The sequence below is a fragment of the Gordonia sp. 34D genome, from assembly GCF_056682775.1.
Map to the genome: position 1 here is coordinate 2669667 of NZ_CM155293.1, position 26786 is coordinate 2696452.

The following is a 26786-nucleotide window of genomic DNA, read 5'->3' on the forward strand; positions in this document are numbered from 1 at the left end:
AACCAACGTCTTCGGGTCGAACTCACTCGAATTAGCTGAGGAGCCATTCCATGCGGGTACTCGTGACCGGCGGTGCCGGGTTCATCGGGGCCAACTTTGTGCTGCGGACGCTCGCCACCCGTCCCGACGTGGAACTGACGGTCCTCGACAAATTCACCTACGCGGCCAACCCCGAGACGCTGCTGGCTGTGGCCGAGCGCGTGCACGTGGTGCGCGGTGATCTCGCGGACCCGGTGATTGTCGACGCGCTTGTCAAAGACGCGGACTTGGTGGTCAACTTTGCGGCCGAGTCCCACAACGACAACTCGCTCGCCGACCCGTCGGTGTTCATCCAAACCAATTTGGTGGGGACGTTCACGTTGCTTGAGGCGATCCGCAAGTACAACGTCCGCTTGCATCACATCAGCACCGACGAGGTGTACGGCGATCTGGAACTCGACGATCCAGCCCGCTTTACCGAGGAGACCGCGTACAATCCGTCGAGCCCGTATAGCGCCACCAAGGCTGGCAGCGACATGCTGGTGCGGGCCTGGGTCCGCTCGTTCGGGGTGGCGGCGACGATCTCGAACTGCTCCAACAATTACGGCCCGTACCAGCACTTGGAGAAGTTCATCCCGCGGCAGATCACCAACGTGCTGACCGGTGTGCGGCCGAAACTCTATGGCGATGGCCGCAATGTTCGCGACTGGATTCACGTCGATGATCACAACGACGCCGTGTGGACGATTGTGGATCGCGGCGCGATCGGTGAGACGTATCTGATCGGTGCCGACGGGGAGGTCGACAACCGGACAGTCGTCGAATCGATCTTGACCGCGCTGGGACAGCCCGCTGACGCTTTCGACTTTGTCACCGACCGCCCCGGGCACGACCGCCGCTACGCTATCGACTCGAGCCGGTTGCGGACCGAGTTGGGGTGGCAGCCGAAGTACACCAATTTCAGCTCGGGGCTGGCCGCGACCATCGATTGGTATCGCGATAATCGCAGTTGGTGGGCCGCCGCGAAGGCCGCCGTCGAAGCCGGTTATGCCCGCACCCAGCACGTCCTCGAATCCGGAGAATAAGAAGATGCGCGTTCTCGTCACCGGCGGAGCCGGCTACATCGGCTCCCACACCGTCTTGCAGTTGCTGACGGCCAACCACAGCGTGCTGATCGCCGACGATTTCAGTAATGCCAAGCCCTCGGCGGTCACGCGATTAGAAGAGCTTGCCGGACAGTCGATTCCGGTGTGTCGCGTCGACCTCACCGATGAGGCCGCGACGCTCGCGCTGTTCGACGACGCTATCGCCGGCGGTCAGCCGATCGAGGCGGTGATTCACTTCGCCGGGTTCAAGGCGGTCGGCGAATCGGTGGCGAAGCCGTTGGCCTACTACCGCAACAATCTCGACACCACGTTCTCGGTACTGCGGGCGATGGATGTGCACGGGGTACGACAGTTCGTGTTTTCCTCGTCGGCGACGGTGTACGGGGAGAACCCGGTGCGCGAGCGTACCGAAGACATGCCGACCTACGCGACGAGTCCGTACGGCTGGACCAAGGTGATGGTGGAGCAGGTGCTGCGTGATTTGGCGGTCGCCGATGATTCCTGGCGCATCGCGTTGCTGCGGTACTTCAACCCGGTGGGCGCGCACGCCAGCGGCCGGATCGGTGAGGACCCCAGCGGTCTGCCGAACAACCTGATGCCGTTTGTCGCGCAGGTGGCGGTGGGGCGTCGCGAGAAGTTGGCGGTCTTCGGCGATGACTACGACACCGTCGATGGGACGGGCGTCCGCGACTACATCCACGTCGAAGATTTGGCGGCCGGGCATGTGGCCGCGCTCGAACGGATTGGCCTCCGCGACGACGCGCTGTCGGTGTGGAACCTGGGCAGCGGTCACCCCGAGTCGGTGCTGGAGGTCGTTGCCGCGTTTGCGCGGGCCAGCGGTCGCGAGATTCCGTACGAGGTGGTTCCTCGGCGTCCCGGCGATGTTGATGCCTATTGGGCCAACCCGTCCAAGGCCAACCGCGAATTGGGCTGGTCGGCGACTCGCACCATCGACGAGATGTGCGCTGATACGTGGCGTTGGCAGTCGCAGAACCCGAACGGGTACCCGGACTAGCCGCCGCCGGACTGGAGTGGGACCGACCCGTCGAGGTCGACGTCCTGCTCGACGATGGTGGCGTCGTTGTCGGCCGGGGTGCGCAAGACCTTCACCAGGACCGTCGCGACCACCACGATCGCGGTGTAAATGAAAAGCCACCCGATTGAGGCGAACACCAGTCCGAGGGCTCCGAAAGCAGCCCGCGACGATGCGAAGACCGTCGAATAGCCTAATTCGGTGAACGCAATGAACGCGGTCAGCGCGGCGCCGCAGAGAGCGCCGACGCACCAGAGATCGACCAGTGAAAACTGCTTCTTCATCAGGACCCGCGGCACCGCGACCCACGCCAGCGTCCAAATCACGAATGTGCTGACCAGGCCAAGGAACCCGCGAGGTACCGAATCGTCGTAGTAGACGGCCACCACAACCTGGGCCAGCACGGCAATCGCCAGAATCACGACAACGGCGAACCAACGCCACCAACCGCGCATCCCGGCGCTTCGGAAACCCCAAACTCCGACGTACATGCGATCGAGGGCACGCGCGAGTGAGGTCGCGGAAATCACCGTCATCAGGGCGCCGATGATGCCGAACGAGGTGTAGGTGGCGGTCGATTCGTCCGGCTTGATCATGTCGCTGAGGTCGAACATGCCCAAGAACTCGTCGAGTGCAGTCGCACCGACGCCGTGCAGCGCGGTCAGCAGTAGCATCACCGGCAGGACCGAGGTGAAGGCCTGCCCGGCGAGGGTCATCGCGCGGTCGCTGATGTTATTGACGGCGAGCGCCCGGACGATCCGGAATCCCAGCGCCACATATTTGCCAGCGCCTTCCGGCATGTTCGAGACGAGGGCCTTCAGTCGCCCGTCGAGCTTGGTCGAAACCATGCGCGAATCATGTCACCTCACGGGTGAGGCACCTGCAGCGGCGTCCGATCTGCCAGCGGTATTTCCTGTTCGGCGGGAACGATGGTCCCCGGTCCGGCGATCCGAGTCCGATTGGCGACCGTCACCACGACGGCACCGAGCACGGCCATCGCGATTCCGAAGATAAACATTTCCGTATAGGTAACCGATGGGAAGCGTTCGATGAGCCACGACATGATGGCTGGCGAGGCGAATCCGAGATAGGTCAACGCGTAGAACACCGCGGTGAGCCCGGCGAGGTCGTTGGGTCCGGCAATCCGCTGGACCTCCAGCAGGCACGAGATCAAGGCCATCCCGTAGCCGCACCCCAGGACAATGGCCGCGAACACCGCGAGGGGGACCGATGGATTCGCCACGACCGCAATCGACAACGCCATCCCGACGGCGACGAACGCCAACGCTGTCACCATGGCCCGCGTCGAACCGGGACGGTCGATGCGTTTACCGACACTCTGGATAAGGAAGCCGGCGGCCAGACCCGCCACGCAGCACAGGCCGGCGAACGCTATCGCCACGCCAGCAGTGTGTTCGGTCATCAGCGCTGGAATCACCGCGTAAGCCATGGCGCACGCACCGAACACCCACGGCGCAACCGGCCCGATGATCAGCCAGAAGCGCAGCTTCCGGGCCGACGGGATCTTCATCGCATCGGCGAAACTACCCGCTGACGTGCGACGGCGCGTCTCCGGGGTCCGCGCGATGGCCAAGAGCGAGGCGGCGGCGAAGACAATGGTGATCAGGTAGGCGAGTTGGCCCGGCCACGGCCCCCACTGGGCGAGCACTGCCGCCACGCCCGCGCCGATACCGAACCCGGCCGTCAAACTGAGCGCAGCGCGTCGAGCTCCCGCCGATGCCGAATCACCGGCTCTGTCGGAGAGTTCTTTGATCCACGTACCACCGACTGCCATCGCCAACCCCAGCGCGATGCCGCTGAGGACGCGGCCCGCCGCCAGCAGCGGCACCGAATGCTCGCCGATGGCGAGCAGCGTCGAGCCAATTGCCGCAATCACCGGAGACGGCAACATCAGCGGCCGGCGACCAAAGCGATCCGACAGTGGTCCGCCGATCAGGAGCGCTGGAACAATGCCCAGCACATACAGAAACAAGAGCACGTCGACGGCGACCGGTGACATGTGCGAGACGGTCCGGTACATCACCAGCAGAGGGGTGAACTCGTTTCCGCCCCACGCGGCGGTGAAGACCGCGAGACTGACCGCAGCCCAAGGGGCCTTCACGACAGCCCACCTTCGGTGCCGTGGACACTCGCCAAATGCGCAGCCAGGAGGTCCGCGAAACGGTCGGCGTCGGCTGCCGCGACCACGTCGGCGAGTTCGGCATGGTCGGTCAGGATCTGAGCGGTGACGGTCGGATCGTGGCGTAGTCGTGCGGCCGTCATTCGACGATGCCGCTCGCCGAGTGAGGTGTAGAAGTCGGCGAGCAACCCGTTGCGGCCCGCAGCCACGATCAGTTGGTGAAACTCCGCATCCAGCCGGGCGAACTCGGCGGCATCGGCGGCGTCGACGGCGCGGTGGCCGTCGAGCGACGTGCGCAGTTGGCCGGCCAGGTTCGCGATGGCCGTGGGATCCTGCGCGATCGCGCCGATCGCATGGGTTTCCAACAGGACACGCGCATCAAGCACGTCCCGCGCCTCGCGTTCGCCGATTGGGACGACCAGCGCGCCGCGTTTTGGGTACAGACGCATCCAACCTTCGGCCGCCAATCGGAGGAAGGCTTCGCGCACGGGCGTTCGACTGACCTCGCACCGAGTCGCGATGTCACCTTCGCTGATCATCTCCCCACCGGGAAGCTCGCAGGTCAGGATTAGTTCCTTAACCTCGTCGTACACCCGATCCGCTGATGAATACGTCATAGACACAAGTTGTACTGTACACCTTGTTGGGGTTGCACTTTCTCGCCGAACAGCGACGACCACCCATCCGCGGAATACGATTCATGAAGCTCGCCACTCTCTTCGCGTTTCGCCACGGCGAAGAGGCTCGGCGAGCAGAGTTACATGTGGACAGCGCCGTCCGCACGTTGATGACTAGCGACGAGCGCGACAGGTACCCCTGTCGCCGCTCGACCGGAGCCTGGAGGCAACCCCATGCAGATCTCGGATCAAGACATATTTCTGGCGCACGAGGGCGGCAAACTATCCGTCGAATTGCGTGCCCCGATCCAGACGCAGCGAGACCTGTCGATCATTTACACGCCGGGCGTTGCCCAGGTGTCCCGCGCCATCCATGCTGACCCCGAACTCGTCGACAAATACACGTGGACCGAACGTCTGGTGGCGGTCGTATCCGATGGCACCGCCGTCCTAGGATTGGGCAATATCGGGCCGCGAGCATCACTGCCAGTAATGGAAGGCAAGGCCGCTCTGTTCCGCAGCTTCGCAGGCCTCAATTCCATCCCTCTAGTTCTTGACACCACAGACCCCGACGAGATCGTCGAAACTCTGATCCGGTTGCGCCCCAGCTTCGGCGCAGTGAACCTGGAAGACATTTCGGCACCCCGCTGTTTCGAGATCGAGCAGCGAGTTATCGAGGCCCTCGACTGCCCCGTCATGCACGATGACCAGCACGGCACAGCGATTGTCGTACTGGCCGCATTGAAGGGCGCGGCGAAGTTTATGAAGCGGGATCTGGCGCCGCTGAAGGTCGTAATTTCGGGCGCCGGCGCTGCTGGCGTTGCATGCGCCAAGATCTTGAAGGCGGCCGGGATCGACGACATCGTCGTTCTCGACTCGAAGGGCGTCGTGTCCGCCGACCGCACCGACATGGTGGAGTACAAGAACGAACTCGCCCAATGGTCGAATCCCCGTGGCCTCAGCGGCGATATCGGTGAGGCTATGGCCGGTGCCGACGTCTTTATTGGCGTTTCGGCGGGCCTCGTCGACGAGAAGTACGTGGCATCGATGGCCGACGATGCGATCGTCTTCGCGATGTCGAATCCTGATCCGGAGATTCACCCGGACGTCGCGGCCAAGTACGCGGCCATCGTCGCGACGGGCCGTAGCGACTTCCCCAACCAGATCAACAATGTCCTCGCATTCCCCGGAGTCTTCGCTGGCGCGCTCGATGCTGGTGCCCGTCGGATCACCGAGGGCATGAAACTCGCTGCCGCCGACGCCATCCTCTCCGTTGTCGCCGACGACCTGGCCGCCGACTGCATCGTCCCCAGCCCGCTCGACGATCGCGTCGCCCCGGCAGTCGCGAAGGCCGTCGCCGACGCTGCCCGCGCCGAGGGAGTGACGAGCTAACCCACGCCGCCACAGGTCCGCGAAACCGCCCCTAGCACCCGTTTTGCTTGCAGGGCTGGCCACTCGGTACGATTGGCAGCGCTGTCGCGAGACGGCACGCCGCCTTAGCTCAGTCGGTAGAGCGATTCACTCGTAATGAATAGGTCAGGAGTTCGATTCTCCTAGGCGGCTCAAACAAAGCAGGTCTGGACCACGGTCCAGACCTGCTTTTCGTTTCGAGCTGAAGTCCCCTACGACCCCGTAACCCTTGAAGTAATCCGCGAAGCGCTCGACACATCCCGCGGCGAACGGCCCGTCGGCGCGGTAGTACTTCCGGCACCTGTCCGCGCGGTGCCCCGAGTCGATGTGTTCGTGGTGCGGGCACCGTAGGCATGATGGGCCCATGGAACTTCGCATCTTCACCGAACCTCAGCAGGGCGCCACCTACGACGTTCTTCTCGCCGTCGCACAAGCCACCGAGGAACTCGGCTTCGACGCGTTCTTTCGCTCCGATCACTACCTTGCGATGAACTCTGACGGCCTCCCCGGACCCACCGACGCCTGGCTGACGCTGGCGGCGCTCGCGACGGCAACCTCCCGGATCCGCCTTGGCACCCTGGTGACGTCGGCGACGTTCCGGCACCCGGGCCAACTCGCGATTCAGGCGGCGCAAGTCGACCACATGAGTGGCGGTCGGCTCGACTTCGGCCTCGGTGCTGGCTGGTTCGAGGAAGAGCATGCCGCCTACGGCATCCCGTTCCCGCCGCTGGGCGAACGCTTCGATCGACTTGGGGAAACCCTCGACATTGTCACCGGGTTGTGGGCGACCCCGGCGGGAGAAACGTTCGACTACGCAGGAAAGTACTTGCAGATCACGAACTCGCCGGGACTACCCAAGCCCGTCCAACGGCCTCGTCCGCCGATCATCATTGGCGGTGGCGGACCCGTGCGCACACCACGGCTGGCAGCCAAGTACGCCGACGAGTTCAACGTGCCGTTCTCGCCCGTTGAGAAAGTCACCGACATGTATCAGCGCGTCGATGCCGCGTGCGAGCGTATCGGCCGCAACCGCGACGAGATCGTCAACTCCGCCGCCCTCGTCTTGTGCTGTGGGCGCACGGAAGTCGAGTTCACCAAGCGTGCGGCCGCGATCGGTCGCGAGCCGGCAGAACTTCGCGCGAATGGCGCAGCGGGCACCGTAGACGAGGTCGCTGCGGCCATCAGCCGCTACCGCGAGGTAGGAGCCAGCCGCATCTATCTGCAGGTTCTCGACCTCGCCGACCTCGAGCACCTCGCGCTCGTCGCCGAGCACGTGGCCCCGCAACTCGGGTAACCGCCCGCCGTCCCTTCTCGCATGATGCGTTGATTCCCGCTCCACGTCTGACGTGGAGCGGGAATCAACGCATCATGCGAGAAGGGAAAAAGGTCTTGGCTCCGGGGTCGCGGCCGGCGGGATTATCCTTGGAAGCGCGTGGGTCGGCAGTTGCTCTGCACTCCACCGAGGTAGACCGATCCCGCAGGAGGCTCACGATGTCGTCACCCACCCAGCCAGCCGCCGACCGGATGCCCGCACTGTTCCTCAGCCACGGGGCTCCACCACTGGTCGACGATAAGCGCTGGGTTACCGAACTGAAGGCGCTGGCCGCCAACCTCCCTCGACCAAAGCAAATCCTCATCGTCTCCGCACACTGGGAAGCGGCTCCGCTCACGGTCGGTGCGACCGATTCCCGAGTCCCACTGACCTACGACTTCTGGGGTTTCCCTGATCGCTATTACGCGACCACCTACGACGCCCCCGGAGCCGTCGAGCTGGCCGATCGGGTCGGTGCACTGATGCCCGCGACCGAGCCGGTCCGTCACGACCACGAACGACGCCTGGACCATGGTGCCTACGTGCCGCTGACCGTCATGTATCCCGAGGCGGACATTCCGACCCTCCAAGTGTCGATGCCAACGCTAGATCCACAGCACCTGTTGAGCCTCGGGCAGCGACTAGCGCCCCTTCGCGATGAAGGTGTCCTGATCATCGGTTCCGGCTTCACGACCCACGGGTTGCCGTACCTGACCGATCCCACCCCCGATGCCGTCCCACCCCAGTGGTCGGTGGAGTTCGATCACTGGGCACGCGAGCAATTCACCGCGGGCGACGTCGACGCGCTTCTCGATTTCACCAACCGAGCGCCGGGTATGCCGTACGCGCACCCGCGGACCGAGCACTTCGCTCCGCTGTTTGTGACTCTTGGCGCGGCATCGCATATCGGCGACGTTCCCGACCAGCCCATTGACGGGTTTTGGATGGGCTTGGCCAAGCGCAGCATTGTCGTAGCCTAGTCCGGTGTCGCATCTTCGCTGGTGCGTTCATCACGCGCCAGGCCGCTCTTTCAGAAGCTACGCAGATAGCTAGAGCAACCAACCAAGCCATAGCCCGACGCCGCACGCGGCGACCGACCCAACCAGCATTGCCACTCCGTAAATGAAGCCACGGCGCCCGCCAACGCGGATCGTCTCGACAGCAGCAGTCGAGAAGGTGGTGTAGCCGCCACAGAAGCCCGTCCCGACCACCACCTGCCATTCGCTCGCGGCCCCGCCGAACATAACTAAGCCTGCCACCAACCCGATGAGCAGCGAGCCCGTCACATTGATTGCAAAGGTGGGGCCGGGGAAGGCCGCTGGCCAGCGGCGCCGACTGAGATCGTCCACCAGGAAGCGAACCACCGCACCGAGCGCTCCCGCGAGGACCGTGAGGGCAAAAATCATTGGGCGGTCACCGTCCCGAGCGGTAGTACGCGTCGGGCAATACGCATTCCCAACCAGGCCAGCAGTACGCCAGCCACCACACTTACGACCGCATATCCGACCGCCATGCCGTAAAAGTGACCGCGGCCCAGCATGCTGATCTCCAACACGAAAGCGCTATACGTGGTGAGCGCTCCACAGAAGCCAGTGCCAACAGCCAATCTCACACCGCGCCGCACGCCAGCGTCGCTCCCCAACCGGGCCAACCCTTCGAGCAGCGCGCCGAGCACGAACGCGCCAGCGAGGTTCACGACGAAAGTTCCCCACGGCCACCCGCCGTCTACGGCAGGCCATGCCTTTTCGGCGACCCACCGAACCGACGTTCCGGCCAAGGCACCGACGAAGACCAATCCGACCGCCGAAAGTCGCGCCCACTGCCCCATCTGACTCCCAACGAAGCTCACTGCCGGACCACTGCGGAAAAGACTACGACGTGACGCCGACAATTCGCTGTTCCACACATATAGTTAGATCAAGTTTTCTACCAGGCCCAGGAGCATCAATGAACCACTTCATCGACAAGATCAAGCAGAAGGCGGAAGCGGTTTCCGCAGCCATCGACAACGAGTTGACGGTCCTTGAAGGTGCCGGTGGAGACGATCCGCTCGCCGAGGACACCGATACCGAGGGCACGGACATCGACGACGACCGCGCCGAGTCCGCGAACTAGCGCGTACTGCTTAGCCCCTCACCGGTGCGACAGTTGCCGACCAATTCGCACCACCATCGCGTCGACGGCGAACTTGGGTTTCACGTTCATTTCGAGCGCGTCGCGGCAATCCAGAACCGCTTCGACGCACCCCAATAGCTCCTCCGGACTCGCATGACGCGCCATCGGCCCCGTCAAATCTTGGGCTTTGTCCGGGTGCATCAAGGTCACTTGTGCCCCCATCGCCAACGACAGCCCGTCGCGGAACAACGCCGCCAAGTCGACGAGAGCGCGGTCAAGGACGTCACGCATCATGCGGGTGCGCCGCGACTTCTGTCGCTTCTCCAAATCTTTGACCGCACCTGCGGTTCCGCGCGGTGGTCGTGCGGTGCCTTTGCCTGTGCCGCCGGCACCGAGCGCCGTCATCAGCTCTTCGGTTTCCGCCGCGTCGCGTTCGGCGCTCAGTAGCGCTGCGGCTTCCGTAGCGGTGCGGACCAGGTCTTCAGCTGCCGCGTAGGCCGTCGAATCCCGGGTGGCGGCGCGCGCTAGCGACAGCGCCCTGTCGCGTTGCTCCCGCGAGGAGGCGTCTACCGCCAGCCGCCTGGCTCGTCCAACGTGTCCGCCAGACACCGACGCCGCCCACTCGGCACGGTCGACGTCGATACCGTCCCTGTCCACCAGGACCCTCGCAATGTCTGCGGCCAGTGGGGCGGTGAGCCCCACATGCCTGCACCGCGAACGCAGCGTGATCGAAATGTCTTCGGGTGCCACAGACGGCGCGCACAAGAGGAACAGGGTGCGGTCTGGCGGTTCTTCCACAGCCTTCAGGAGCGCATTTGCGCCCTGCTCGGTGAGCCGGTCCGCATCTTCGACCACCACGATCTGCCAGCGGCCCGTCGTCGGACGACGGGCAGCCAACTGCACGATGCTGCGGATCTGGGCGACGGAAATCGTCAAACCTTCCGGCACGATGTGCCGGACATCGCCGTGCGTGCCAGCCAGCACGGTCACACAGGCACGACATTCCCCGCACCCCACCTCGTCGACCGACTGGCACTGCAGAGCCGCTGCAAAGCAGGTCGCGGCCACTGACCGCCCGCTGCCGGGCGGCCCGGTGAACAACCAAGCGTGCGTCATGGTCTCGCGTGCCACCGGCTCCATGTCACCGGAAGGTTCGCCAGCGAACATCGAAACCGCACCGCCTTCAGCCTCACTGAGCCGAGAAGCTACGGCACGAGCCGATGTTGCTGCTGCCAACAACTCGTCGACCAGGGCTTGCTGGCCGATCATTCTGGCGAAGACATTAGTCACATCTGTCAGACTAAAGGCCAGTTCAGCAATCCCGCATCCCGCCGGGTGTTTAACAATTGCAAGCAGCCCGCTACTTTGGATGACATGGTCACACGACGGTCCGGCCTAGCTCGGGCAGCGCACACGCTGCGTTGGCTGGTGCACACGCCGTGGCCCGTCCTTGCGCTCGACATGCTCCGCGCCAACCTGCTCGGTGCGCTGTTCACCTTCGCCTTCCTCCGCTTCGGTATGCCGCAGGTCGACTCCATCTCCCTCAGTCAGTTCAACGCCCAGAACCAGGCGGCGTTCGGCCTGTACCTGGTGATCGCGATCATCATCGGTACCTACCTCACCATCCAACTCAGCATGCCGGTCCTCATCTGGCATCGGCGGCGCACGCGCCTCGACGACGAAGCCGCCCGCAGACGTGCCCTCAATCTGCCCACCCTGCTCACAGCGATCAACCTGGGATTGTGGGCCGTCGGCGGCATCTTGCTGTCCATAATCAACCTGCGCACGTCGGTGAAAGACTGCGTCATCGTCATCATCGCGAGCCTCATCGGCGCCCTTGTGACGGGCGTCCTCGGGTTTATGCAGACCGAGAAGGTGCTGCGGCCGATCACGGTGGCCGCGATGGCCAACGACCCCGATAATTCCAAGGCCCCCGGTATCGCCACCCGCATCACGGTGTTTTGGGTGACCTCGGTTGTCGTTCCGATGTTGATGATTGTGACTCTGATCGTCTTGCAGCACACGCACGTGATCGAGACCGATGCCCAGGGCTTGCAGCGTCCGATTCTGTGGCTGGCGACCGCGGCGATTGTGTTCGGATTGCTCGCAGTCTCACGACTGGTTCGGTCGATCACCGACCCCGTGAAACAGTTGCGGGTCGCCCTGAGCCAGATCCGTGCAGGCAATCTGAATGTCGCCGTGAAGATTTACGACGGCAATGACCTCGGCCTTTTGCAAGCCGGGTTCAACGACATGGTGTCCGACCTTCGCGAGCGCCAGGATCTCCGCAACCTGTTTGGCCGTTACGTCGGCGAGGACGTGGCACGTCGTGCCATCGAGACCGGCACCGAGTTGGGTGGCGAAGAGCGCTATATCGGAGTGCTGTTTGTCGACATCGTCGGGTCGACGCGACTCGCCGTAAACCGCCCACCCCGCGAAGTCGTCGAATTGCTTAACGACTTCTTTGAGGTGGTCGTGGAAGTGGTGGGCAGGCACGGCGGGTTTGTCAATAAGTTCCAGGGCGATGCCGCCCTCGCAATTTTCGGTGCTCCCTTGGATCAGGACGACTTTGCCGGTGCCGCCCTGGCTGCGGCCCGCGACTTGCGCGTGGAACTCTCGCAGCGCCTCGGTGACGTAGACATGGGCATCGGGGTGTCGGCAGGTAAAGCTGTCGCTGGCCATATCGGCTCCGAACAGCGGCTTGAGTACACGGTGATTGGGGACCCGGTCAATGAGGCGGCCCGCCTGACCGAACTGGCGAAAGATGAAGCCACCCGCGTCCTTGGTTCGGCCCGCGCGGTGTTCTTGGCTAGCGATGCCGAATCCAAGCACTGGGATATCGGCGAGGGTGTGGAACTCCGCGGCCGTGGAATCGAGACCCTGCTGGCTCGCCCCGATCTGGACATCGCTGAACCCACCGGTTCCGTCGAACCCGCTTAGGCGAGGACGGTCGTGCCGTCTGCCGTTTTGCGGTGCGTTTACGGGCTGAACCCCCGCCGGATTTCCCCTTTTCTGTCACATCTGGGAGCCCAAAATCAGCCAGACCGTCACCGATCGTGAAGATCGGTGACGGCCTGGCTGAATTGTGACAGAAAAGCGGAACGGCGCGGGAGCGCTCCCTGGGGCTAGTCCCAGGGGGCTTCGTCGGATGCGGCGTTTGGGGCGGGATCCTTCTTTGCGGCAGTCGTCTTCTTTGCGGCAGTCGTCTTCGCCGCCGTCGTCTTTTTCGCCGTTGTCTTCTTTGCTGCCGTCTTTTTCGCGGTCGTCTTCTTTGCTGCCGTCTTTTTCGCGGTCGTCTTCTTCGCTGCAGTCTTTTTCGCTGCGGTCTTCTTGGCCGTCTTCTTTGCTGCCTTCTTGGCCGGACCGCGCGCGCGGCGATCGGCCAGGAGTTCCATTGCCCGTTCCGGCGTGATGGTGGCAACCTCGTCGCCCTTGCGGAGACTGGCGTTGGTTTCGCCGTCGGTCACGTACGGACCGAATCGGCCATCCTTGATCACCATCGGCGCTTCGGTGACCGAGTCGGGACCCAGCTCACGCAACGGCGGGGCGGCCGCAGCACGACCACGACGCTTCGGTTCGGAGTAAATCTTGAGGGCTTCCTCGAGCGTCACCGTAAACAGCTGATCTTCGCTGGTCAGCGACCGCGAATCCGTCCCCTTCTTCAGGTACGGACCATAGCGGCCATTCTGCGCGGTGATTTCCTCGTTGCTCTCCGGATCCACTCCGACGACGCGCGGCAACGACAGCAACTTCAATGCGTCTTCGAGCGTGACGGTCGAAATATCCATGCCCTTGAACAACGAGCCGGTTCGCGGTTTGGGGCCAGCCTTCTTCGCGACCTTCTTAGCAGTCTTCTTCGCCGTCTTCTTGGCGGTCGCGACGGTGCCTTCGCCGACCTCGTCGAGTGCGACCACCTCGTCGCCGGCCGGTACAGGCGATCCGACGGTTTCACCGCCGTCGCGTGGCGTGGGACCTGCCGGGATTGTCGGCACGGGTGCCGTACCGTCGTCGCCGTCATCTTCCGAGGGAAGCAACTCGGTCACATACGGACCGAATCGGCCTTCCTTCGCGACGATCTCGTGACCGGTTACCGGGTCGACGCCCAGAACGCGCCCTTCCTGCGGCGTGTCGAAGAGCTTTTCGGCAACTTCCAGCGTCAACTCATCGGGCGTCATATCTGCCGGCAGATTGGCGCGCTTCAGGTCGGGTTCGGCGTCCGGTCCTGCCACGTTGCGTTCCAAGTACGGGCCGTAGCGTCCCACGCGAACAAAAACGGGGCGGCCTTCGGAGTCGTCAAAGAGCTTGATCGAGTTGACGATTCGTGCGTCGATGCCCTCAAGGTTGACGTCGACGAGCTTCTTCAGACCACCGACGCGCGCCATGGCACCGGCGGCATCGTCGTTGTCGTCGACGGGTGCGTCGGTGTCGGTTCCGAAGTAAAACTCGCTGAGCCAGCGGGTGCGGTCGGCGTTGCCGGACGCAATCTGGTCGAGGTCATCTTCCAGCGATGCGGTGAAGTCATAGTCGACGAGACTGTTGAAGTAGCCCTCGAGCAAGCCGATGACCGCAAACGCGATCCACGACGGGACCAGCGCGCTGCCCTTCTTGATGACGTAGCCGCGGTCCTGAATGGTGCCGATGATCGACGCATACGTGGACGGACGACCAATCCCCAAGTCTTCGAGGGTCTTCACCAACGAAGCCTCGGTATAGCGGGCGGGCGGGTTGGTTGAGTGCCCGTCGGCAGTCAACGCGGCGGCCGTGAGCGCCTGACCTTCGCGGAGGTTCGGGAGACGGTTCTCCGCGTCGTCGGCTTGGCCGCCCGCCTGCGAGTCGACGGTCTCGACGTACGCGGACAGGAAACCGGGGAACGTGATGGTGCGGCCCGACGACGCGAACGTAACGTCTTCGCCGGTGGTGGCCTTGCCACCGATCCGCAAGCTCATGGTGGTGCCGCGCGCATCGGCCATCTGGGAGGCCACGGTGCGCTGCCAGATCAACTCGTAAAGGCGGAACTCGTCGGTGTTGAGCGCCGACGCCAACTGGCCCGGAGTGCGGAAGGTTTCACCCGAAGGGCGAATCGCCTCGTGCGCTTCCTGCGCGTTCTTGACCTTGCGCGTGTACTGGCGCGGAGTGGGATGGACAAACTCGTCGCCATACAGTTGGCGGGCCTGCGAGCGCGCCGCGTTGATCGCCGACTCGCTCAGCGTGGTCGAGTCGGTACGCATGTAGGTGATATAGCCGTTTTCGTACAGTCGCTGCGCGATGCGCATGGTGCGGTCGGAGGAGAACCGCAGTTTGCGCCCTGCTTCCTGCTGCAGCGTCGATGTCATGAACGGCGCATACGGCCGACGGGTGTACGGCTTCTCTTCTACCGAACGAACCGTCAGGGGCGCACCCTGCAGCGCAGCGGCCAAACCGGTGGCGCGCGCTTCGTCGAGGACGGTCAGACCGGCGGTCTTCTTCAGTTGGCCGTCGGCACCGAAGTCGCGGCCAGTGGCAACTCGGTCCTCACCAATATTGACCAACCGCGACGCGAACGTCCTCGGGGACGCTTCGGCACCGGCATCGAGCGTGGCGGCGATGTCCCAGTAGTCGGCCGACACGAACGCCATGCGTTCGCGTTCGCGTTCGACGATGATGCGGGTGGCAACGGACTGCACTCGGCCCGCCGACAACTTCGGCATGACCTTCTTCCACAGCACCGGTGACACTTCGTAGCCGTACAGACGGTCCAGGATGCGTCGGGTTTCCTGCGCATCGACCATCGGCATGTCGAGTTCGCGCGGATCCTCTGCGGCAGCACGGATCGCCGACTCGGTGATCTCGTGGAACACCATGCGCTTAACGGGAATCTTCGGCTTCAAGACCTCAAGCAGATGCCATGCGATGGCCTCCCCCTCGCGGTCACCGTCCGTTGCGAGGTAAAGCTCGTCGACGTCTTTCATCAACGACTTCAGCTCGGTGACCGTCGACTTCTTGTCTGCGGACACCACGTAGAGGGGCTCAAAGTTGTCGTCGACGTTGACGCCAAGGCGCGCCCAGGGCTGCCCCTTGTATTTGGCGGGCACGTCGGCGGCACCGCGAGGCAGGTCTCGGATATGCCCACGCGACGATTCGACAACGTAGTTGCCGCCGAGATAGCCCGCAATTTTGCGTGCTTTCGTCGGGGACTCCACGATGACGAGTCGCCGCACGGCGGAGGATGAGTTGTCGTTGGCGGCCACGGGTGCCCTTCGGTCAGGTAATTGCTGCTCGATGCCGTTGTACCTTATATAACGTGTCTTCTGCACGTCGCGCTGGATAGTTGCGTAGAGACGTAGGTCGCTTGTTCAGACCAATTTGTGCACCGCAAACTGCACAGTTCGACGCTACGCGGGCACTATTTGCCCCTACTGACCGGGCCAAATCCCCTCGGGCGCGCCGTCTGGGGCGATCCCAATATTCTCCAGCAGTCGGGTAATTCGCTTGTGACTGGAGATTCGTAGTCCGGGGCTGCCTCCGCGTGTCCCGACAAGAGTCGGCGCAATTCCCACGCGCATGAGCGACGTCGAGAGATTCGCATAGGTGTCGGGGGCACCCGGGTCGAGTCCGAGGCAGTAATGCGGCCCGTCTGGGCGGCCAGCGGCCAGCGTCCACAGGCGCAGCGCATGCGGTGTGGGAGTCCAGCCTTCGGGAACTGATTTGACCGCACCTGCGGTCCAGGCGCGGTGCAACGCAGTAATGCGGGGGTTCGCCTCCGTGCGAGCGATTGGGTGCCCCTCTTCGGAGGCGACGATCTCCGCTTCGAGACCAGCATCGACGATCTCTTGGCAGATCGCTTCGGCACGCCATTGATCTGCGACCACCACCGACACTCGGGCACCCCAGGAGGTATGCATCGACTGTCCTTGTGCCGCAAGCAATCCCGCGAGGTCGGCAATTGCCGGGTCCTCAATTTCCGCAGAAAACAGCGACATCTGGCTCACCTGACCATCGTACGAGACTCAGGTGACAGTTTGGTGTCGCGGGACGCGAACCACCGGGCCCAGAAATGACTAAACTCCCGGCCGCCAAAGCGGTCCGGGAGTTTAGTTGAAGTCTTTAATCGAACCCTGGCGGGCTCAGTGGAGACTTAGAGTGCGTGAACGCCGGTAGCCTGGGGACCCTTGGTGCCCTGGCCAACCTCGAACTCCACGCGCTGGTCCTCTTCGAGGGTACGGAAGCCGTTGCCCTGAATCTCGGAGTAGTGAACGAAGACATCAGCATCGCCATCGTCAGGCGCGATGAATCCGAAGCCTTTCTCCGCGTTGAACCACTTCACAGTTCCCTGTGCCATTTACTGCATTCCTTTACATTGCATTCACCCGGCGCGGCGGAGCCGCGACGGTGGTCTCTTGGGACCGCCGTACTTCAAACGAACCTCGCCGGGTGGCGATGGAACAAACTGCAGTACACCGATCGCCTGTGCTCCAACTTGTGGAGCATGCGACCTCCTCAAGCTAACCACGTTCCGGCCCGCAAAGACACCCTCATGGCCAAGGTTCTTTACCGGGAGCCGGATTTGGGCACAAAGTCCCTGCGTACGATGGCAGGTTAAGACACGTCGAAATAAGAACCGCGGGGCGCAAAACACTTATGGGGCAAGCCAATTACGGCCGCGATCTGCTCGGCCGCACCCTGGCGGGCGTATCCGAGGATGCGAGTCCACTCACACACTTGTCGGTGATCGATTCCAGGTCCGCCGATGTCACCGACTGGCCGGAGTGGGTGCACCCCGCCGTTCGCGATGCGTTCGTCGAACATGGCGTCCCCAAGCCGTGGCGCCACCAATCCGATGCGGCCACCTTCGCAAAGCGGGGGCAGCACGTCTGCATCTGCACCGGCACAGCGTCGGGTAAGTCACTGGCCTACCAACTTCCCGTCCTCACCACATTTGCCGAAGACCCCAACTCCACGGCGCTCTACCTGTCGCCCACCAAAGCGCTTGGCACCGACCAACTGCGGTCCATCGCACACTTAATTGCCGGTCGACCCGAGTTCAATCACCTCGCGCCGAGTTCGTACGACGGCGACACCGATTCCGAACTCCGGCAGTGGGCACGCATGCATTCCCGCTGGATCTTCACCAACCCCGACATGCTGCAAATCGGCATCACGTCCACGCATCCGCGGTGGCGCACGTTCTTCGCAAAGCTGAAGTACATCGTCGTAGACGAGTGTCATCACTACCGCGGTGTCTTCGGTTCGCACACCGCCCTGGTGCTGCAACGCACCCTGCGGATCGCCCGCAAGTACGGTGCCAATCCCGTCGTGATTGGTGCCAGCGCCACGGTTTCCAATCCCGCGCAGGCACTTTCCCGGCTCATCGGCGAGGACGTCGTCGCGGTAACCGAGGACGCTTCCCCACACGGGGCGCGGACCGTCGCCATGTGGGAGCCCGGCTTTCTCGACGAATCGGCCGGTGGCCAATTGGGCGAGAACGGCGCCCCGGTCCGACGTTCCGCGGGATCGGAGGCCGCTCGACTTCTCGCCGATTTCGTCATCGAAGGGGCCCGCACACTCTGTTTTGTCCGCAGTCGACGCGGAGTGGAGATTACCGCCGTCCGCGCGAAAGCCATCCTGGCCGACACGGCCCCCGATCTCGTCGACCGCGTGGCGGCCTATCGGGCCGGCTATCTAGCCGACGATCGCAGAAAGCTTGAGCAGGCCATCTCCGACGGAGAACTTCTCGGGGTGGCCACCACCAACGCACTCGAACTCGGCGTCGACATTTCCGGCCTCGACGCGGTGATCGTGGCCGGATACCCGGGCACCATTGCGTCGTTTTGGCAGCAGGCCGGTCGCGCGGGACGACGCGGCGAGGGGTCCATCGTGGTGATGGTGGCACGCGATGACCCGCTCGATACCTACCTCGTTCACCACCCGGCAACACTCCTGGAGCGATCGGTGGAGGCCACGGTCACCGACCCGACCAATCCGTATGTCCTTGGACCCCACATGCTGTGCGCGGCTATGGAGTTCCCCCTCACTCCGGAAGACGTGCGGGCATTTTCGGCCGAGGACGTCGTCGCGCAGCTCACGGCCGAGGGAATGCTCAAGCACCGCAAGGCTGGCTGGTACGTCGCCCCGGGAATCGACCCGCACGCCGACATCGACATTCGCGGCGGCATCGGCGGACAGGTGCTGATCGTCGACACCACCAGTTCCCGCCTGCTAGGCACGGTCGATACCGCCCGCGCGATGACGTCGGTATACCCGGGAGCGGTCTATCTCCATCAGGGTGAGAGCTTCGTGATCGACGAACTCGACCTCAACGATGGCCTCGCCCTGGCGCATCCGGAAGAACCGGATTGGACGACCTCGCCGCGCGAGGTCAGCCACGTCACCATTACCGAAATCGAGGTTGAGCGCCGATTTGGGCCGTTGACCGTGGCGCTGGCAAGGGTCGTTGTGACGGGCCAGGTGGTCGGCTTCCTCCGAAAGGCCATCACGGGCGAGATTCTCGATTCGGTCCCACTCGACCTCCCCGAGCACCGCCTCGAAACCCGCGCGGTGATGTACACGCTAACGCCGGAGTCGATGCTTAGCGCTGGCATTGGCCTTGATAAGTTCCCCGGCGCACTACACGCCGCCGAGCATGCGGCGATTGGCATGCTCGGACTGGTCGCCACCTGCGATCGCTGGGATATCGGTGGCCTATCGACCGCCAACCATCCCGGCACCGGCCTGCCTACCGTGTTCGTGTACGACGGCTATCCCGGCGGCGCAGGCTTCGCCGCCCGCGGTTACGAGGCCTTCGTGGAATGGATCGATGCCACCGATGTCGCCGTCTCCTCGTGCGGTTGCAGTTCGGGCTGCCCGTCATGCGTGCAGTCTCCGAAATGCGGCAACGGCAACGAACCACTCGACAAGGAACACGCCATCAAGCTCCTCCGTCTCATCGGCCAGCTGCATCACTAGCAAACCTCGTCGCCCTCGCCAGCCCCCGCGGCGATCTACACAATTTTGGGTCCCCTTTGTATGACTTCAATATATGAGGGACTGTTTTATGCTATGTCACCGCGAATGTATTTCGCCGCAATCGGCGCGCGCCTAGGCTTTCCCGCCGAGCATCACCTGAACGATCGAACCTTCGCTTAGCCCCTTTAACTGGCGCCAAAATCACGCTATGGTGCGGCCTAAATGCTTTCAGCGCTGCAGCGCATCAGCCCTGAACATCTCGTGAATTTCGAGACTCCGCGCATTGCGGTCCAATTTGCTTGTTGGTTCCCACCCACATCCAGTGCAGGATCTAATCCTCTGCAATACTGACACTATGAACAGGCCCCTTGCTAACTCGCGGACCGTTATCCGAAACTGCACCCTTTTCGACGGAACTGACAGAAAAACAGTCTCCGGCGCTGATGTTGTAATAGCGGGACCGGCAATTTCCGCGGTCTCGACCTCTCCCGTAGCCACCCAGCCCGAGGACACCATTATCGACGCTGGCGGTCGTTTTTTGATGCCCGGAATGAGCGACGCCCATGTTCATTTAATGGGTAATGCCAACAGCTACATGGACTTCATCATGGGTCCGACAGGCAGCCTTTACGTCAACACCCTTGCCGAGTCAAAGGCCATGCTGCACCGCGGATTCACCACGGTCCGAGACATGGGCGGCGACGTAGCCGCGGTCAAAACAGCGATCGACCGCGGCCAATTCGAAGGTCCGCGCATCTTCCCCAGCCAGGCGATGATTTCGCAGACTTCCGGCCATGCCGACTTCGCCTTCGTCTACGAGACCCCGCCAACTTTCGGTGGCGGACCGAGTCGTACCGAAGAAATCGGATTCACTCGAGTGGCTGATGGTTCGGCCAATGTTTTGACGGCAGTCCGTGAACAGTTGCGCAAGGGCGCAACGCAGATCAAATTGACCGTCGGAGGCGGAGCGGCCTCGATGTACGACCCACTCAACACCCTCCAGTACACGGCCGACGAGATCCGTGCCGCTGTGGAAGCCGCCTCCGACTACGGCACGTACGTGGCAACGCACGTCTACACCGTCGAAGGGATTCGCCGCGCCATTGATGCGGGAGTGCGTTCCATCGAGCACGGCCACCTCGCTGATGAAGACACGGTCGCGTTGATCGGGGAGAAGGGCATCTGGCTGTCGATGCAACCCTTCGCCGAGCACGACCACTCGTACCCGGATCCCGGACGCTCGGCGAAGAACGTTGAGATTTGCAATGGGACGGACGCCGTCTACGGCTGGGCTCGCAAGCACGGAGTAAAGACAGCGTGGGGCACCGACCTACTCTTGGAGCCCGAATCGGCACCGCGCCAGAGCGAAATGGCCGCGCGCCTCGGCGAGTTCTACACCAATATCGAGGCACTTCAGATGCTCACCTCGGTCAATGCTGAACTGTTTGAGATGGCTGGTCCACGCAATCCCTACGCGGCGCACAAACTCGGGGTGATTGCCGAGGATGCCTGGGCGGACATGTTGCTGTTCGACGGCGATCCGACCGCGGACCTATCAATTATCGGCAAGCCCGACGAGTACCTGAAGGTCATCATCAAGGATGGCGTTGTCGTAAAGAACGAGTTGTAACAACGATGACCGAACCGACCCCAGACTCCCCCATCTACGACCCGGCCGCCACCGACCAACTCTCCACCGTGCAATTCGCTGACGGCGGGGAGGTGTTACTTGATGCACAGGGTATCGGCGTCCGCGCTTCGTGGGGGCATATCTATGGACCCGTTGACTTGCGCGTCCGTCGCGGTGGACTCACTGTTCTCGTCGGTGCCGGTGGACGCGGGCGAACCGCTTTGTTGTTAACTCTCGCCGGCCGAATGAAGCCCACCTCGGGAACCTTAGATTCCTTCGGCCGAATCAATGATGCTCGCAATCTGTTTGCCAACTCCGCGCTTGGATTCATCGAGGAAGTCGACGGTATCGAGCAGACGATCCGCGTGCACGATGTGCTGACCGAACAGCTTCGCTGGACCGCCCCCTGGTACAAAATCGTCGGGCAATCGACCCAGGATGACCTGGAAAGAATGTGCCGACCGGTGTTCGGCCCGCTGACTTTGCCGTCGCTCGACGCATACGTCGAAGAACTCCCCGAACTTACCGCAGCACTATTCCGAATCGCTATGGCCAATATTCGCCGCCCGGAACTGCTGGTTGTCGGCGGGGTCGACAAACTTTCTGGCGATCGCAGCAGCAGAATCTTGCTGGATCGTCTCATCGCACTGGGACGAGAACAGACCGTCATCACCGCGGATATCAATGGTGTGCAACCGCAACCCGGAATCACGGACGTTATCGATGTCCCCAACTTGACCGACGACGAGTTCATTCGTCTCCAACGTGAGGACCAGATTCAATGAAGATGCTTGCCGCGTTTTCCCCAGGCAGCGACTTCAAGCGGTACTACCGCGGGCGAATGCCTCGCTTAGCCCTCGCTGTGATCATCTTGATGCCGCTCATGTATGGCGCCCTGTACCTTTGGGCATTCTGGAACCCATTCAATGCGGTTAACAAGATGCCAATTGCGCTGGTCAACATGGATGCTGGCGCCACCCTCAACGGGAAACCTCTTGCTGCGGGCGAACAGGTGGTGCAGGGCCTCGTCGACTCTAAACAGCTTGATCTACATGTGGTTTCCGAAGAAGAAGCCGCCAACGGTGTCGCGCACGGCAAGTACTACTTCTCCATCACGCTGCCGAAGGATTTCAGCGAAGCGGTCACTTCACCGACAACCGGCAACGCTCGATCGGCCCCGCTCATCTTCACCTACGACGACGCAAACAACTACCTTGCCTCCGTGCTGGGTGGCGACGCCGCACAGCAGGTCGTCACGCAGGTCTCAGCGCAGGTCGGTACGCAGACCTTCGACATCGTGTTCAAGGAAGTCGGCAGCATGCTGCCGCAGGTAACCAAGGCGACCGACGGAGCGAACGAACTCGCGGCCGGACTGGACACCGCCAATGCCGGAGCCAACGAACTGTCCGGTGCACTCGATGAGCTGTCCGGGGTCGTTATGCGGGTCACCGATCCCCTCCTCGCCGCGACGAGCGGTTCCGGGGGCCTGAGCCCGGCGGAGGTCCGCGCCACGGCCGAACGGGTCAACGCGAACGCGACGAGGCTCAACGAGATCGTGGGCGGAGCGGCGGCCACGCAATCACGCGCCTACAACGCACTCGACCAAGCCGTTTCCGCGATGGCCAACAGTCCGGACCCGGCGATGCGGGCCCTTGCTCGCACGTTGGCGCCAGCAAAGAATGTGCTGGGCAACGAGGGTCTTGGCCCGGAGGCAAATAACTCCGCGACGCAACTGCTCAATGACTCGCAGGCACTCACTGCGGCAATGAACACTCCCGGTAGCCAAATCCACTCGCTTCTCGGGCTCGCCGAGACCGACGGTCTACATTCGGACATCCAGTCGGCGCGCGGGGCCGCCAACGAGCTGAGTTCGGGTGCGAACCAACTGGCAGCAGGCACCACTCAGCTTGCTGCGGGTGCTCACGAACTCGCGGGTGGACTCGACGAAGCGAGCAAGGCGATCCCGAAGTGGACGCAGCAGCAGCAGGATGCGCTGGCCAAGACCTTGGCGCAGCCCGTGGTGCTGTCGGAGGAGTACAAGAACGAGGCGGGCACATTTGGTACCGGTTTCGCGCCGTTCTTCTTCTCGCTTGCACTCTTCGTCGGCGGAATCATCGCCTGGATGCTGTTCACACCGTTGCAGTCGCGGCCGATCGCCCAGGGCTTGAGTTCGGTGCGCGCCGTGCTGGCCTCGTATGCGCCGACACTCGCCGTCGGCATCTTGCAGGCCGCCATCCTGTACGGCGTCACGGTCTTAGCCGTCGGGCTTCGACCAGCACACATGCTGGGAACATTCCTATTCATGGTGGTGGTCGTCGCCGCATTCCTGGCGTTGATACAGATGTTCAACGCCTTATTCGGGCCAGCCGTGGGCCGCGTGGTCACATTGGCTTTCCTGATGATCCAATTGACGTCCGCCGGCGGCATTTATCCAGTTGAGACGACGACCAAACCCTTCCAATACATCCACTGGATTGATCCGATGACGTACACCGTCAACGGGCTGAGACAGATGATCATGGGCGGTGTTGACTACCGCTTCTGGGTGGCGCTCACCGTGCTACTGACAATCACCGTCGTCTTCTTGGGTGTCTCGGTGCTCGCCGCGAGACGGAACCGGCAGTACACCATGGACCGGCTCTACCCACCAGTCGAGGTGTGACCTGTACTAACCGGCAACCCTGTGCCGCTCACATTCAACAGATCGCTCACTTGAGAAATTAGGAGAGAAACATGGCCGATACTGATTCCGATCGCATGATGCTCAGCCCAGTCTTCAATCGAAGCGGGGAGGCGACGTCGCTGCCGCGTCACGAGCTCCCGGAAGACATGATGCTTCCCAGCACCGCCTACCAAATCGTCCACGACCAGGCGATGCTCGACGGAAACTCACGCCTCAACCTGGCGACTTTCGTCACGACGTACATGGACAAGGAAGCGCAGCTTCTGTACGCGCAGACCGCCGACAAGAACATGATCGACAAGGACGAATACCCGGCGACCGCGGCGATCGAAGATCGCTGCTGGCGGATCCTGGGCAACCTCTGGCACAACCCGGACGTTGAGCAAGCCATCGGCACGTCCACCATCGGTTCGTCTGAGGCCTGCATGCTGGGCGGCTTGGCGCTGAAGCGCCGCTGGCAACACCTACGCAAGTCGCAGGGCAAGTCGACGGAGAACCCGAACATTGTGCTCTCGACGGCCGTTCAGGTCTGCTGGGAGAAGTTCTGCAACTACTTCGAGGTGGAGCCCCGTTGGGTGCCGATCACCGAGGACCACCTGTTCCTCGACGGCCATGACCTGGAGAAGTACGTCGACGAGAACACCATTGGCGTGGTCGCGATCATGGGTCAGACATACACCGGCGCGTACGAGCCGGTGGCGGCGATTGCCGCGAAGCTCGACGAGATCCAGCGGGACACCGGTTTCGATGTCCACATCCACGTCGACGGTGCATCCGGTGCCATGATCGCGCCGTTCTGCCAGCCCGATCTGGAGTGGGACTTCCGCGTCGATCGAGTCGCCTCGATCAGCACCTCGGGTCACAAGTACGGCCTGGTGTACCCGGGCGTCGGCTGGATCGTCTGGCGAGACAAGGAGGCCTTGCCGGAAAGCATGATCTTCCACTGCGCGTACCTTGGCGGAGATATGCCGACCTTGGCGCTTAACTTCTCGCGCCCGGGCGCACAGGTGCTCATGCAGTACTACCAATTCCTGCGGTTGGGCCGTGAGGGTTACACGGCGGTTCAGCAGGGCTCGCTGGATGTGGCGCAGCGACTTTCGGCGGCGATCGCCGAGATGGGTCCGTTCGAGCTGGTCAGCAAGGGCGACACCATCCCGGTGTTCGCGTGGCGAATGAAGGCCGGTTACACCGAAAATTGGACCCTGTACGACCTTCAGGATCGTTTGCGGATGAAGGGCTGGCAAGTTCCCGCTTACCCGTTGGCTGACGACCTCGCGGCGACCACCGTGCAGCGCATCGTGGTCCGCGCCGGCTTGAGCCAGGATCTGGCCTCCGATTTGTTGGATGATCTGCGCGCCGAGGTTAAGTTCCTCGAGCAGCTCAGCGGCCCGATGCCACGCGAAGGCCAAACCGCAGCGTTCCACCACTAATCTGGATCCACTGTCCCGGACCCGCCGGTCGAGCGGGTCCGGGACATGTCCACCTATCCGAAAGGCATGCCATGAGCCTCGACGCCTCGGCTTCGGTTGGTCGTGCGCTGGCACCGACACCGACTAAGCAGGCCATTGGCTTCATGATCGGCTCGGCCCTGTTTGCTCTCGGGTCTGCCCCGGGTTTTGGGTCCTGGGCTGGGTCCTCGGCCGCCAATCTCTGCTTTTTCATCGGGGCGTGGTTCTTTACCGGCGCTGCACTGATCCAAATGGAGCTGAGTGGCCCGCGCACCGTTCCGGTCTCTTACGGATCCGGTGTGATGTTTACGGCCGCGTGGCTCGCTGCGTCGATCCAGTTCTTCGGAACCCTGTTGTTTAACGTCAGCACGGCAGCAGCGCTGGAAGTACACACGACTCACGGTGAGCAGCAGTTGGTGTGGAATCCAGATGCGGGTGGATCGGTGGCCTTCCTCATCAGCGGCTTCTTTGTGTTGCTGGCGTTCACGCGCTCGACCGACCGGATGTGGGCACCCAGCAGCGCGGACTGGTGGTCGGCGCAGATCAATTTCCTCGGCTGCGTAGCTTTCGGCGTTTCGGCGGTCGGATCGTTTGTGAGCAAGACCGGGACCACCGTCGATGCGACGCTCGCAAACATGGGAACGTTCATCGGTGCATTGTGCTTCTTTGCCGCATCGGCAATTGTCCTTGCCGCCGATGCACGGAAATCGGGAAGCAGCTCTTGAGCGAACCCCAACGTTGCGCCGTAAGAATTGTTCTGGAGCAAGATTCTTTGAATTCGTTTTCTAACGGATTCAGTCGTCTTGGCCTTCCCTCATTTGCCGGTAAATCATAAACACGGCACCGACGATAGGCAGAACCACGGTCAGGATGGTCCACCCAACTTTCTCGGGCGCACTCATCTGACGATCTCGGGCGACGAGAAATACGGCGAGGACAATCAGCACTACGTTCATCGCGGCGATGGGATAGAGGAGATCGACCCAATCGGGGAAGATCAGATATTGCCCATCCATCGGCCTACCTTATTTCAAGGTCAAGAAACTAGCAGACTTTCCGAAATCCGTTACTCGACGGATTCGATGGGGCCTGCCCGCGCGGAAGCGGTTGCGTCGCGGATCCCGAACCGTCCGAGCCGGACCGTCATCGAGACGGTCACCTGGACGTCGTCGCCGTCTTGGATACAGGCGGAAACCCGCAGCGCTCCCTCCTGGTCCGCCGCGAGTTCCCTCGCCACCTCGCACCCGCTTCTGCCCTCCAACAGTGCAGCTGATGCTCCGGCCAATGCTGACAAGTCGGCAACCGACTGCGCCCGATGCCGGGCGGCTACAGCGGTCCCAAAAAGTAGAACCGCCATCAGCAACACAGCTA

General features: G+C 62.7%; 24 protein-coding genes and 1 tRNA gene. 14 read left to right on the forward strand and 11 right to left on the reverse strand.

Annotated elements, in window-relative coordinates; genetic code table 11:
• Nucleotides 1-50 precede the first annotated feature (50 nt).
• Together rfbB and galE are read left to right on the forward strand one after the other, a co-directional pair.
• Nucleotides 51-1064 carry a dTDP-glucose 4,6-dehydratase gene (gene rfbB / locus AC1L34_RS12405; RefSeq protein ID WP_424293162.1) on the forward strand — a complete coding sequence of 338 codons (1014 nt, stop codon included), beginning with the start codon at nucleotides 51-53 and terminating at the stop codon, nucleotides 1062-1064.
• Nucleotides 1065-1068: 4 nt separating this feature from the next.
• Nucleotides 1069-2100, forward strand: coding sequence for a UDP-glucose 4-epimerase GalE (gene galE / locus AC1L34_RS12410; RefSeq protein WP_424324989.1), 1032 nt, complete (start codon nucleotides 1069-1071; stop codon nucleotides 2098-2100).
• On the opposite strand, the gene AC1L34_RS12415 is transcribed toward galE, so the two are convergent.
• Genes AC1L34_RS12415 through AC1L34_RS12425 form a run of 3 tightly spaced genes read right to left on the reverse strand, consistent with a single transcriptional unit; the run spans nucleotide 2097 to nucleotide 4875 of the window.
• Nucleotides 2097-2966 (reverse strand): hypothetical protein, encoded by an 870-nt coding sequence (locus AC1L34_RS12415; protein ID WP_424293161.1) that lies wholly within the window; start codon nucleotides 2964-2966, stop codon nucleotides 2097-2099. The two genes, galE and AC1L34_RS12415, sit on opposite strands and share 4 nt — an antisense overlap.
• Nucleotides 2967-2983: 17 nt before the next feature.
• The gene (locus AC1L34_RS12420) at nucleotides 2984-4240 is read right to left on the reverse strand and encodes an MFS transporter (protein WP_424293160.1); all 1257 of its coding nucleotides are present in this window, start codon (nucleotides 4238-4240) and stop codon (nucleotides 2984-2986) included.
• Complete coding sequence (locus AC1L34_RS12425; protein ID WP_424322855.1) at nucleotides 4237-4875, reverse strand: GntR family transcriptional regulator; 639 nt, start codon at nucleotides 4873-4875, stop codon at nucleotides 4237-4239. The genes AC1L34_RS12420 and AC1L34_RS12425 overlap by 4 nt, the downstream gene beginning before the upstream one ends.
• Before the next feature lie 234 nt (nucleotides 4876-5109).
• Here AC1L34_RS12425 and AC1L34_RS12430 point away from each other — a divergent pair, with 234 nt between their 5' ends.
• The 4 genes from AC1L34_RS12430 (at nucleotide 5110) to AC1L34_RS12445 (ending at nucleotide 8577) form a co-directional block, all read left to right on the forward strand.
• Nucleotides 5110-6267, forward strand: a complete 1158-nt coding sequence (locus AC1L34_RS12430; protein WP_424293158.1) for an NAD(P)-dependent malic enzyme — start codon at nucleotides 5110-5112, stop codon at nucleotides 6265-6267.
• A 98-nt stretch (nucleotides 6268-6365) separates the two neighbouring features.
• Nucleotides 6366-6438, forward strand: a tRNA-Thr gene (locus AC1L34_RS12435).
• Between the two features lie 211 nt (nucleotides 6439-6649).
• The gene (locus AC1L34_RS12440) at nucleotides 6650-7579 is read left to right on the forward strand and encodes an LLM class F420-dependent oxidoreductase (protein WP_424296781.1); all 930 of its coding nucleotides are present in this window, start codon (nucleotides 6650-6652) and stop codon (nucleotides 7577-7579) included.
• Nucleotides 7580-7776: 197 nt separating this feature from the next.
• Entirely contained in the window at nucleotides 7777-8577 is an 801-nt protein-coding gene (locus AC1L34_RS12445; RefSeq protein ID WP_424322854.1) for a dioxygenase family protein, read from the forward strand.
• A gap of 69 nt (nucleotides 8578-8646) precedes the next feature.
• Here the strand turns inward: AC1L34_RS12445 and AC1L34_RS12450 are convergent, their stop codons facing one another.
• Together AC1L34_RS12450 and AC1L34_RS12455 are read right to left on the reverse strand one after the other, a co-directional pair.
• Nucleotides 8647-9003: a fluoride efflux transporter FluC gene (locus tag AC1L34_RS12450; protein ID WP_424322853.1), complete on the reverse strand. Its 357-nt coding sequence runs from the start codon at nucleotides 9001-9003 to the stop codon at nucleotides 8647-8649.
• Nucleotides 9000-9446, reverse strand: coding sequence for a fluoride efflux transporter FluC (locus AC1L34_RS12455; RefSeq protein ID WP_424296866.1), 447 nt, complete (start codon nucleotides 9444-9446; stop codon nucleotides 9000-9002). Before AC1L34_RS12455 ends, AC1L34_RS12450 begins: the two co-directional genes overlap by 4 nt.
• A 98-nt stretch (nucleotides 9447-9544) precedes the next feature.
• Here AC1L34_RS12455 and AC1L34_RS12460 point away from each other — a divergent pair, with 98 nt between their 5' ends.
• Nucleotides 9545-9712 carry a hypothetical protein gene (locus tag AC1L34_RS12460; RefSeq protein WP_424296864.1) on the forward strand — a complete coding sequence of 56 codons (168 nt, stop codon included), beginning with the start codon at nucleotides 9545-9547 and terminating at the stop codon, nucleotides 9710-9712.
• Between the two features lie 18 nt (nucleotides 9713-9730).
• Here AC1L34_RS12460 and AC1L34_RS12465 read toward each other — a convergent pair whose 3' ends face one another.
• Nucleotides 9731-11002 (reverse strand): DNA polymerase III subunit delta', encoded by a 1272-nt coding sequence (locus tag AC1L34_RS12465; protein WP_424296862.1) that lies wholly within the window; start codon nucleotides 11000-11002, stop codon nucleotides 9731-9733.
• Between the two features lie 84 nt (nucleotides 11003-11086).
• Between AC1L34_RS12465 and AC1L34_RS12470 the strand changes: the two genes are divergently transcribed.
• Nucleotides 11087-12652, forward strand: a complete 1566-nt coding sequence (locus AC1L34_RS12470) for an adenylate/guanylate cyclase domain-containing protein (RefSeq protein ID WP_424296860.1) — start codon at nucleotides 11087-11089, stop codon at nucleotides 12650-12652.
• 185 nt (nucleotides 12653-12837) lie between these two features.
• Here AC1L34_RS12470 and topA read toward each other — a convergent pair whose 3' ends face one another.
• From topA to AC1L34_RS12485, 3 genes are all read right to left on the reverse strand, one after another.
• Nucleotides 12838-15939 (reverse strand): type I DNA topoisomerase, encoded by a 3102-nt coding sequence (gene topA, locus AC1L34_RS12475; RefSeq protein ID WP_424296858.1) that lies wholly within the window; start codon nucleotides 15937-15939, stop codon nucleotides 12838-12840.
• A 165-nt stretch (nucleotides 15940-16104) separates the two neighbouring features.
• On the reverse strand, nucleotides 16105-16680 hold the full coding sequence (locus tag AC1L34_RS12480; RefSeq protein WP_424296857.1) for a hypothetical protein: 576 nt from the start codon (nucleotides 16678-16680) through the stop codon (nucleotides 16105-16107).
• Nucleotides 16681-16826: 146 nt separating this feature from the next.
• Nucleotides 16827-17030, reverse strand: coding sequence for a cold-shock protein (locus AC1L34_RS12485; RefSeq protein WP_009679429.1), 204 nt, complete (start codon nucleotides 17028-17030; stop codon nucleotides 16827-16829).
• 299 nt (nucleotides 17031-17329) lie between these two features.
• Between AC1L34_RS12485 and AC1L34_RS12490 the strand changes: the two genes are divergently transcribed.
• The 6 genes from AC1L34_RS12490 to AC1L34_RS12515 all read left to right on the forward strand — a co-directional run bounded on the left by AC1L34_RS12490 (nucleotide 17330) and on the right by AC1L34_RS12515 (nucleotide 26140).
• On the forward strand, nucleotides 17330-19654 hold the full coding sequence (locus AC1L34_RS12490) for a DEAD/DEAH box helicase (RefSeq protein ID WP_424296854.1): 2325 nt from the start codon (nucleotides 17330-17332) through the stop codon (nucleotides 19652-19654).
• A gap of 355 nt (nucleotides 19655-20009) precedes the next feature.
• Nucleotides 20010-21284, forward strand: a complete 1275-nt coding sequence (locus AC1L34_RS12495) for a metal-dependent hydrolase family protein (protein WP_424322852.1) — start codon at nucleotides 20010-20012, stop codon at nucleotides 21282-21284.
• 5 nt (nucleotides 21285-21289) lie between these two features.
• Nucleotides 21290-22069 carry an ATP-binding cassette domain-containing protein gene (locus AC1L34_RS12500; RefSeq protein ID WP_424296850.1) on the forward strand — a complete coding sequence of 260 codons (780 nt, stop codon included), beginning with the start codon at nucleotides 21290-21292 and terminating at the stop codon, nucleotides 22067-22069.
• A 2-nt stretch (nucleotides 22070-22071) separates the two neighbouring features.
• Nucleotides 22072-23946, forward strand: a complete 1875-nt coding sequence (locus AC1L34_RS12505) for a YhgE/Pip family protein (RefSeq protein WP_424296868.1) — start codon at nucleotides 22072-22074, stop codon at nucleotides 23944-23946.
• Between the two features lie 71 nt (nucleotides 23947-24017).
• Nucleotides 24018-25397: a glutamate decarboxylase gene (gene gad / locus AC1L34_RS12510; RefSeq protein WP_424296848.1), complete on the forward strand. Its 1380-nt coding sequence runs from the start codon at nucleotides 24018-24020 to the stop codon at nucleotides 25395-25397.
• Between the two features lie 71 nt (nucleotides 25398-25468).
• Nucleotides 25469-26140, forward strand: a complete 672-nt coding sequence (locus AC1L34_RS12515; RefSeq protein ID WP_424296846.1) for a hypothetical protein — start codon at nucleotides 25469-25471, stop codon at nucleotides 26138-26140.
• A 69-nt stretch (nucleotides 26141-26209) separates the two neighbouring features.
• Here AC1L34_RS12515 and AC1L34_RS12520 read toward each other — a convergent pair whose 3' ends face one another.
• Nucleotides 26210-26431 (reverse strand): PLDc N-terminal domain-containing protein, encoded by a 222-nt coding sequence (locus AC1L34_RS12520; RefSeq protein WP_424296845.1) that lies wholly within the window; start codon nucleotides 26429-26431, stop codon nucleotides 26210-26212.
• Nucleotides 26432-26481: 50 nt separating this feature from the next.
• Nucleotides 26482-26772, reverse strand: coding sequence for an Rv3654c family TadE-like protein (locus AC1L34_RS12525; RefSeq protein WP_480034820.1), 291 nt, complete (start codon nucleotides 26770-26772; stop codon nucleotides 26482-26484).
• Nucleotides 26773-26786 lie beyond the last annotated feature (14 nt).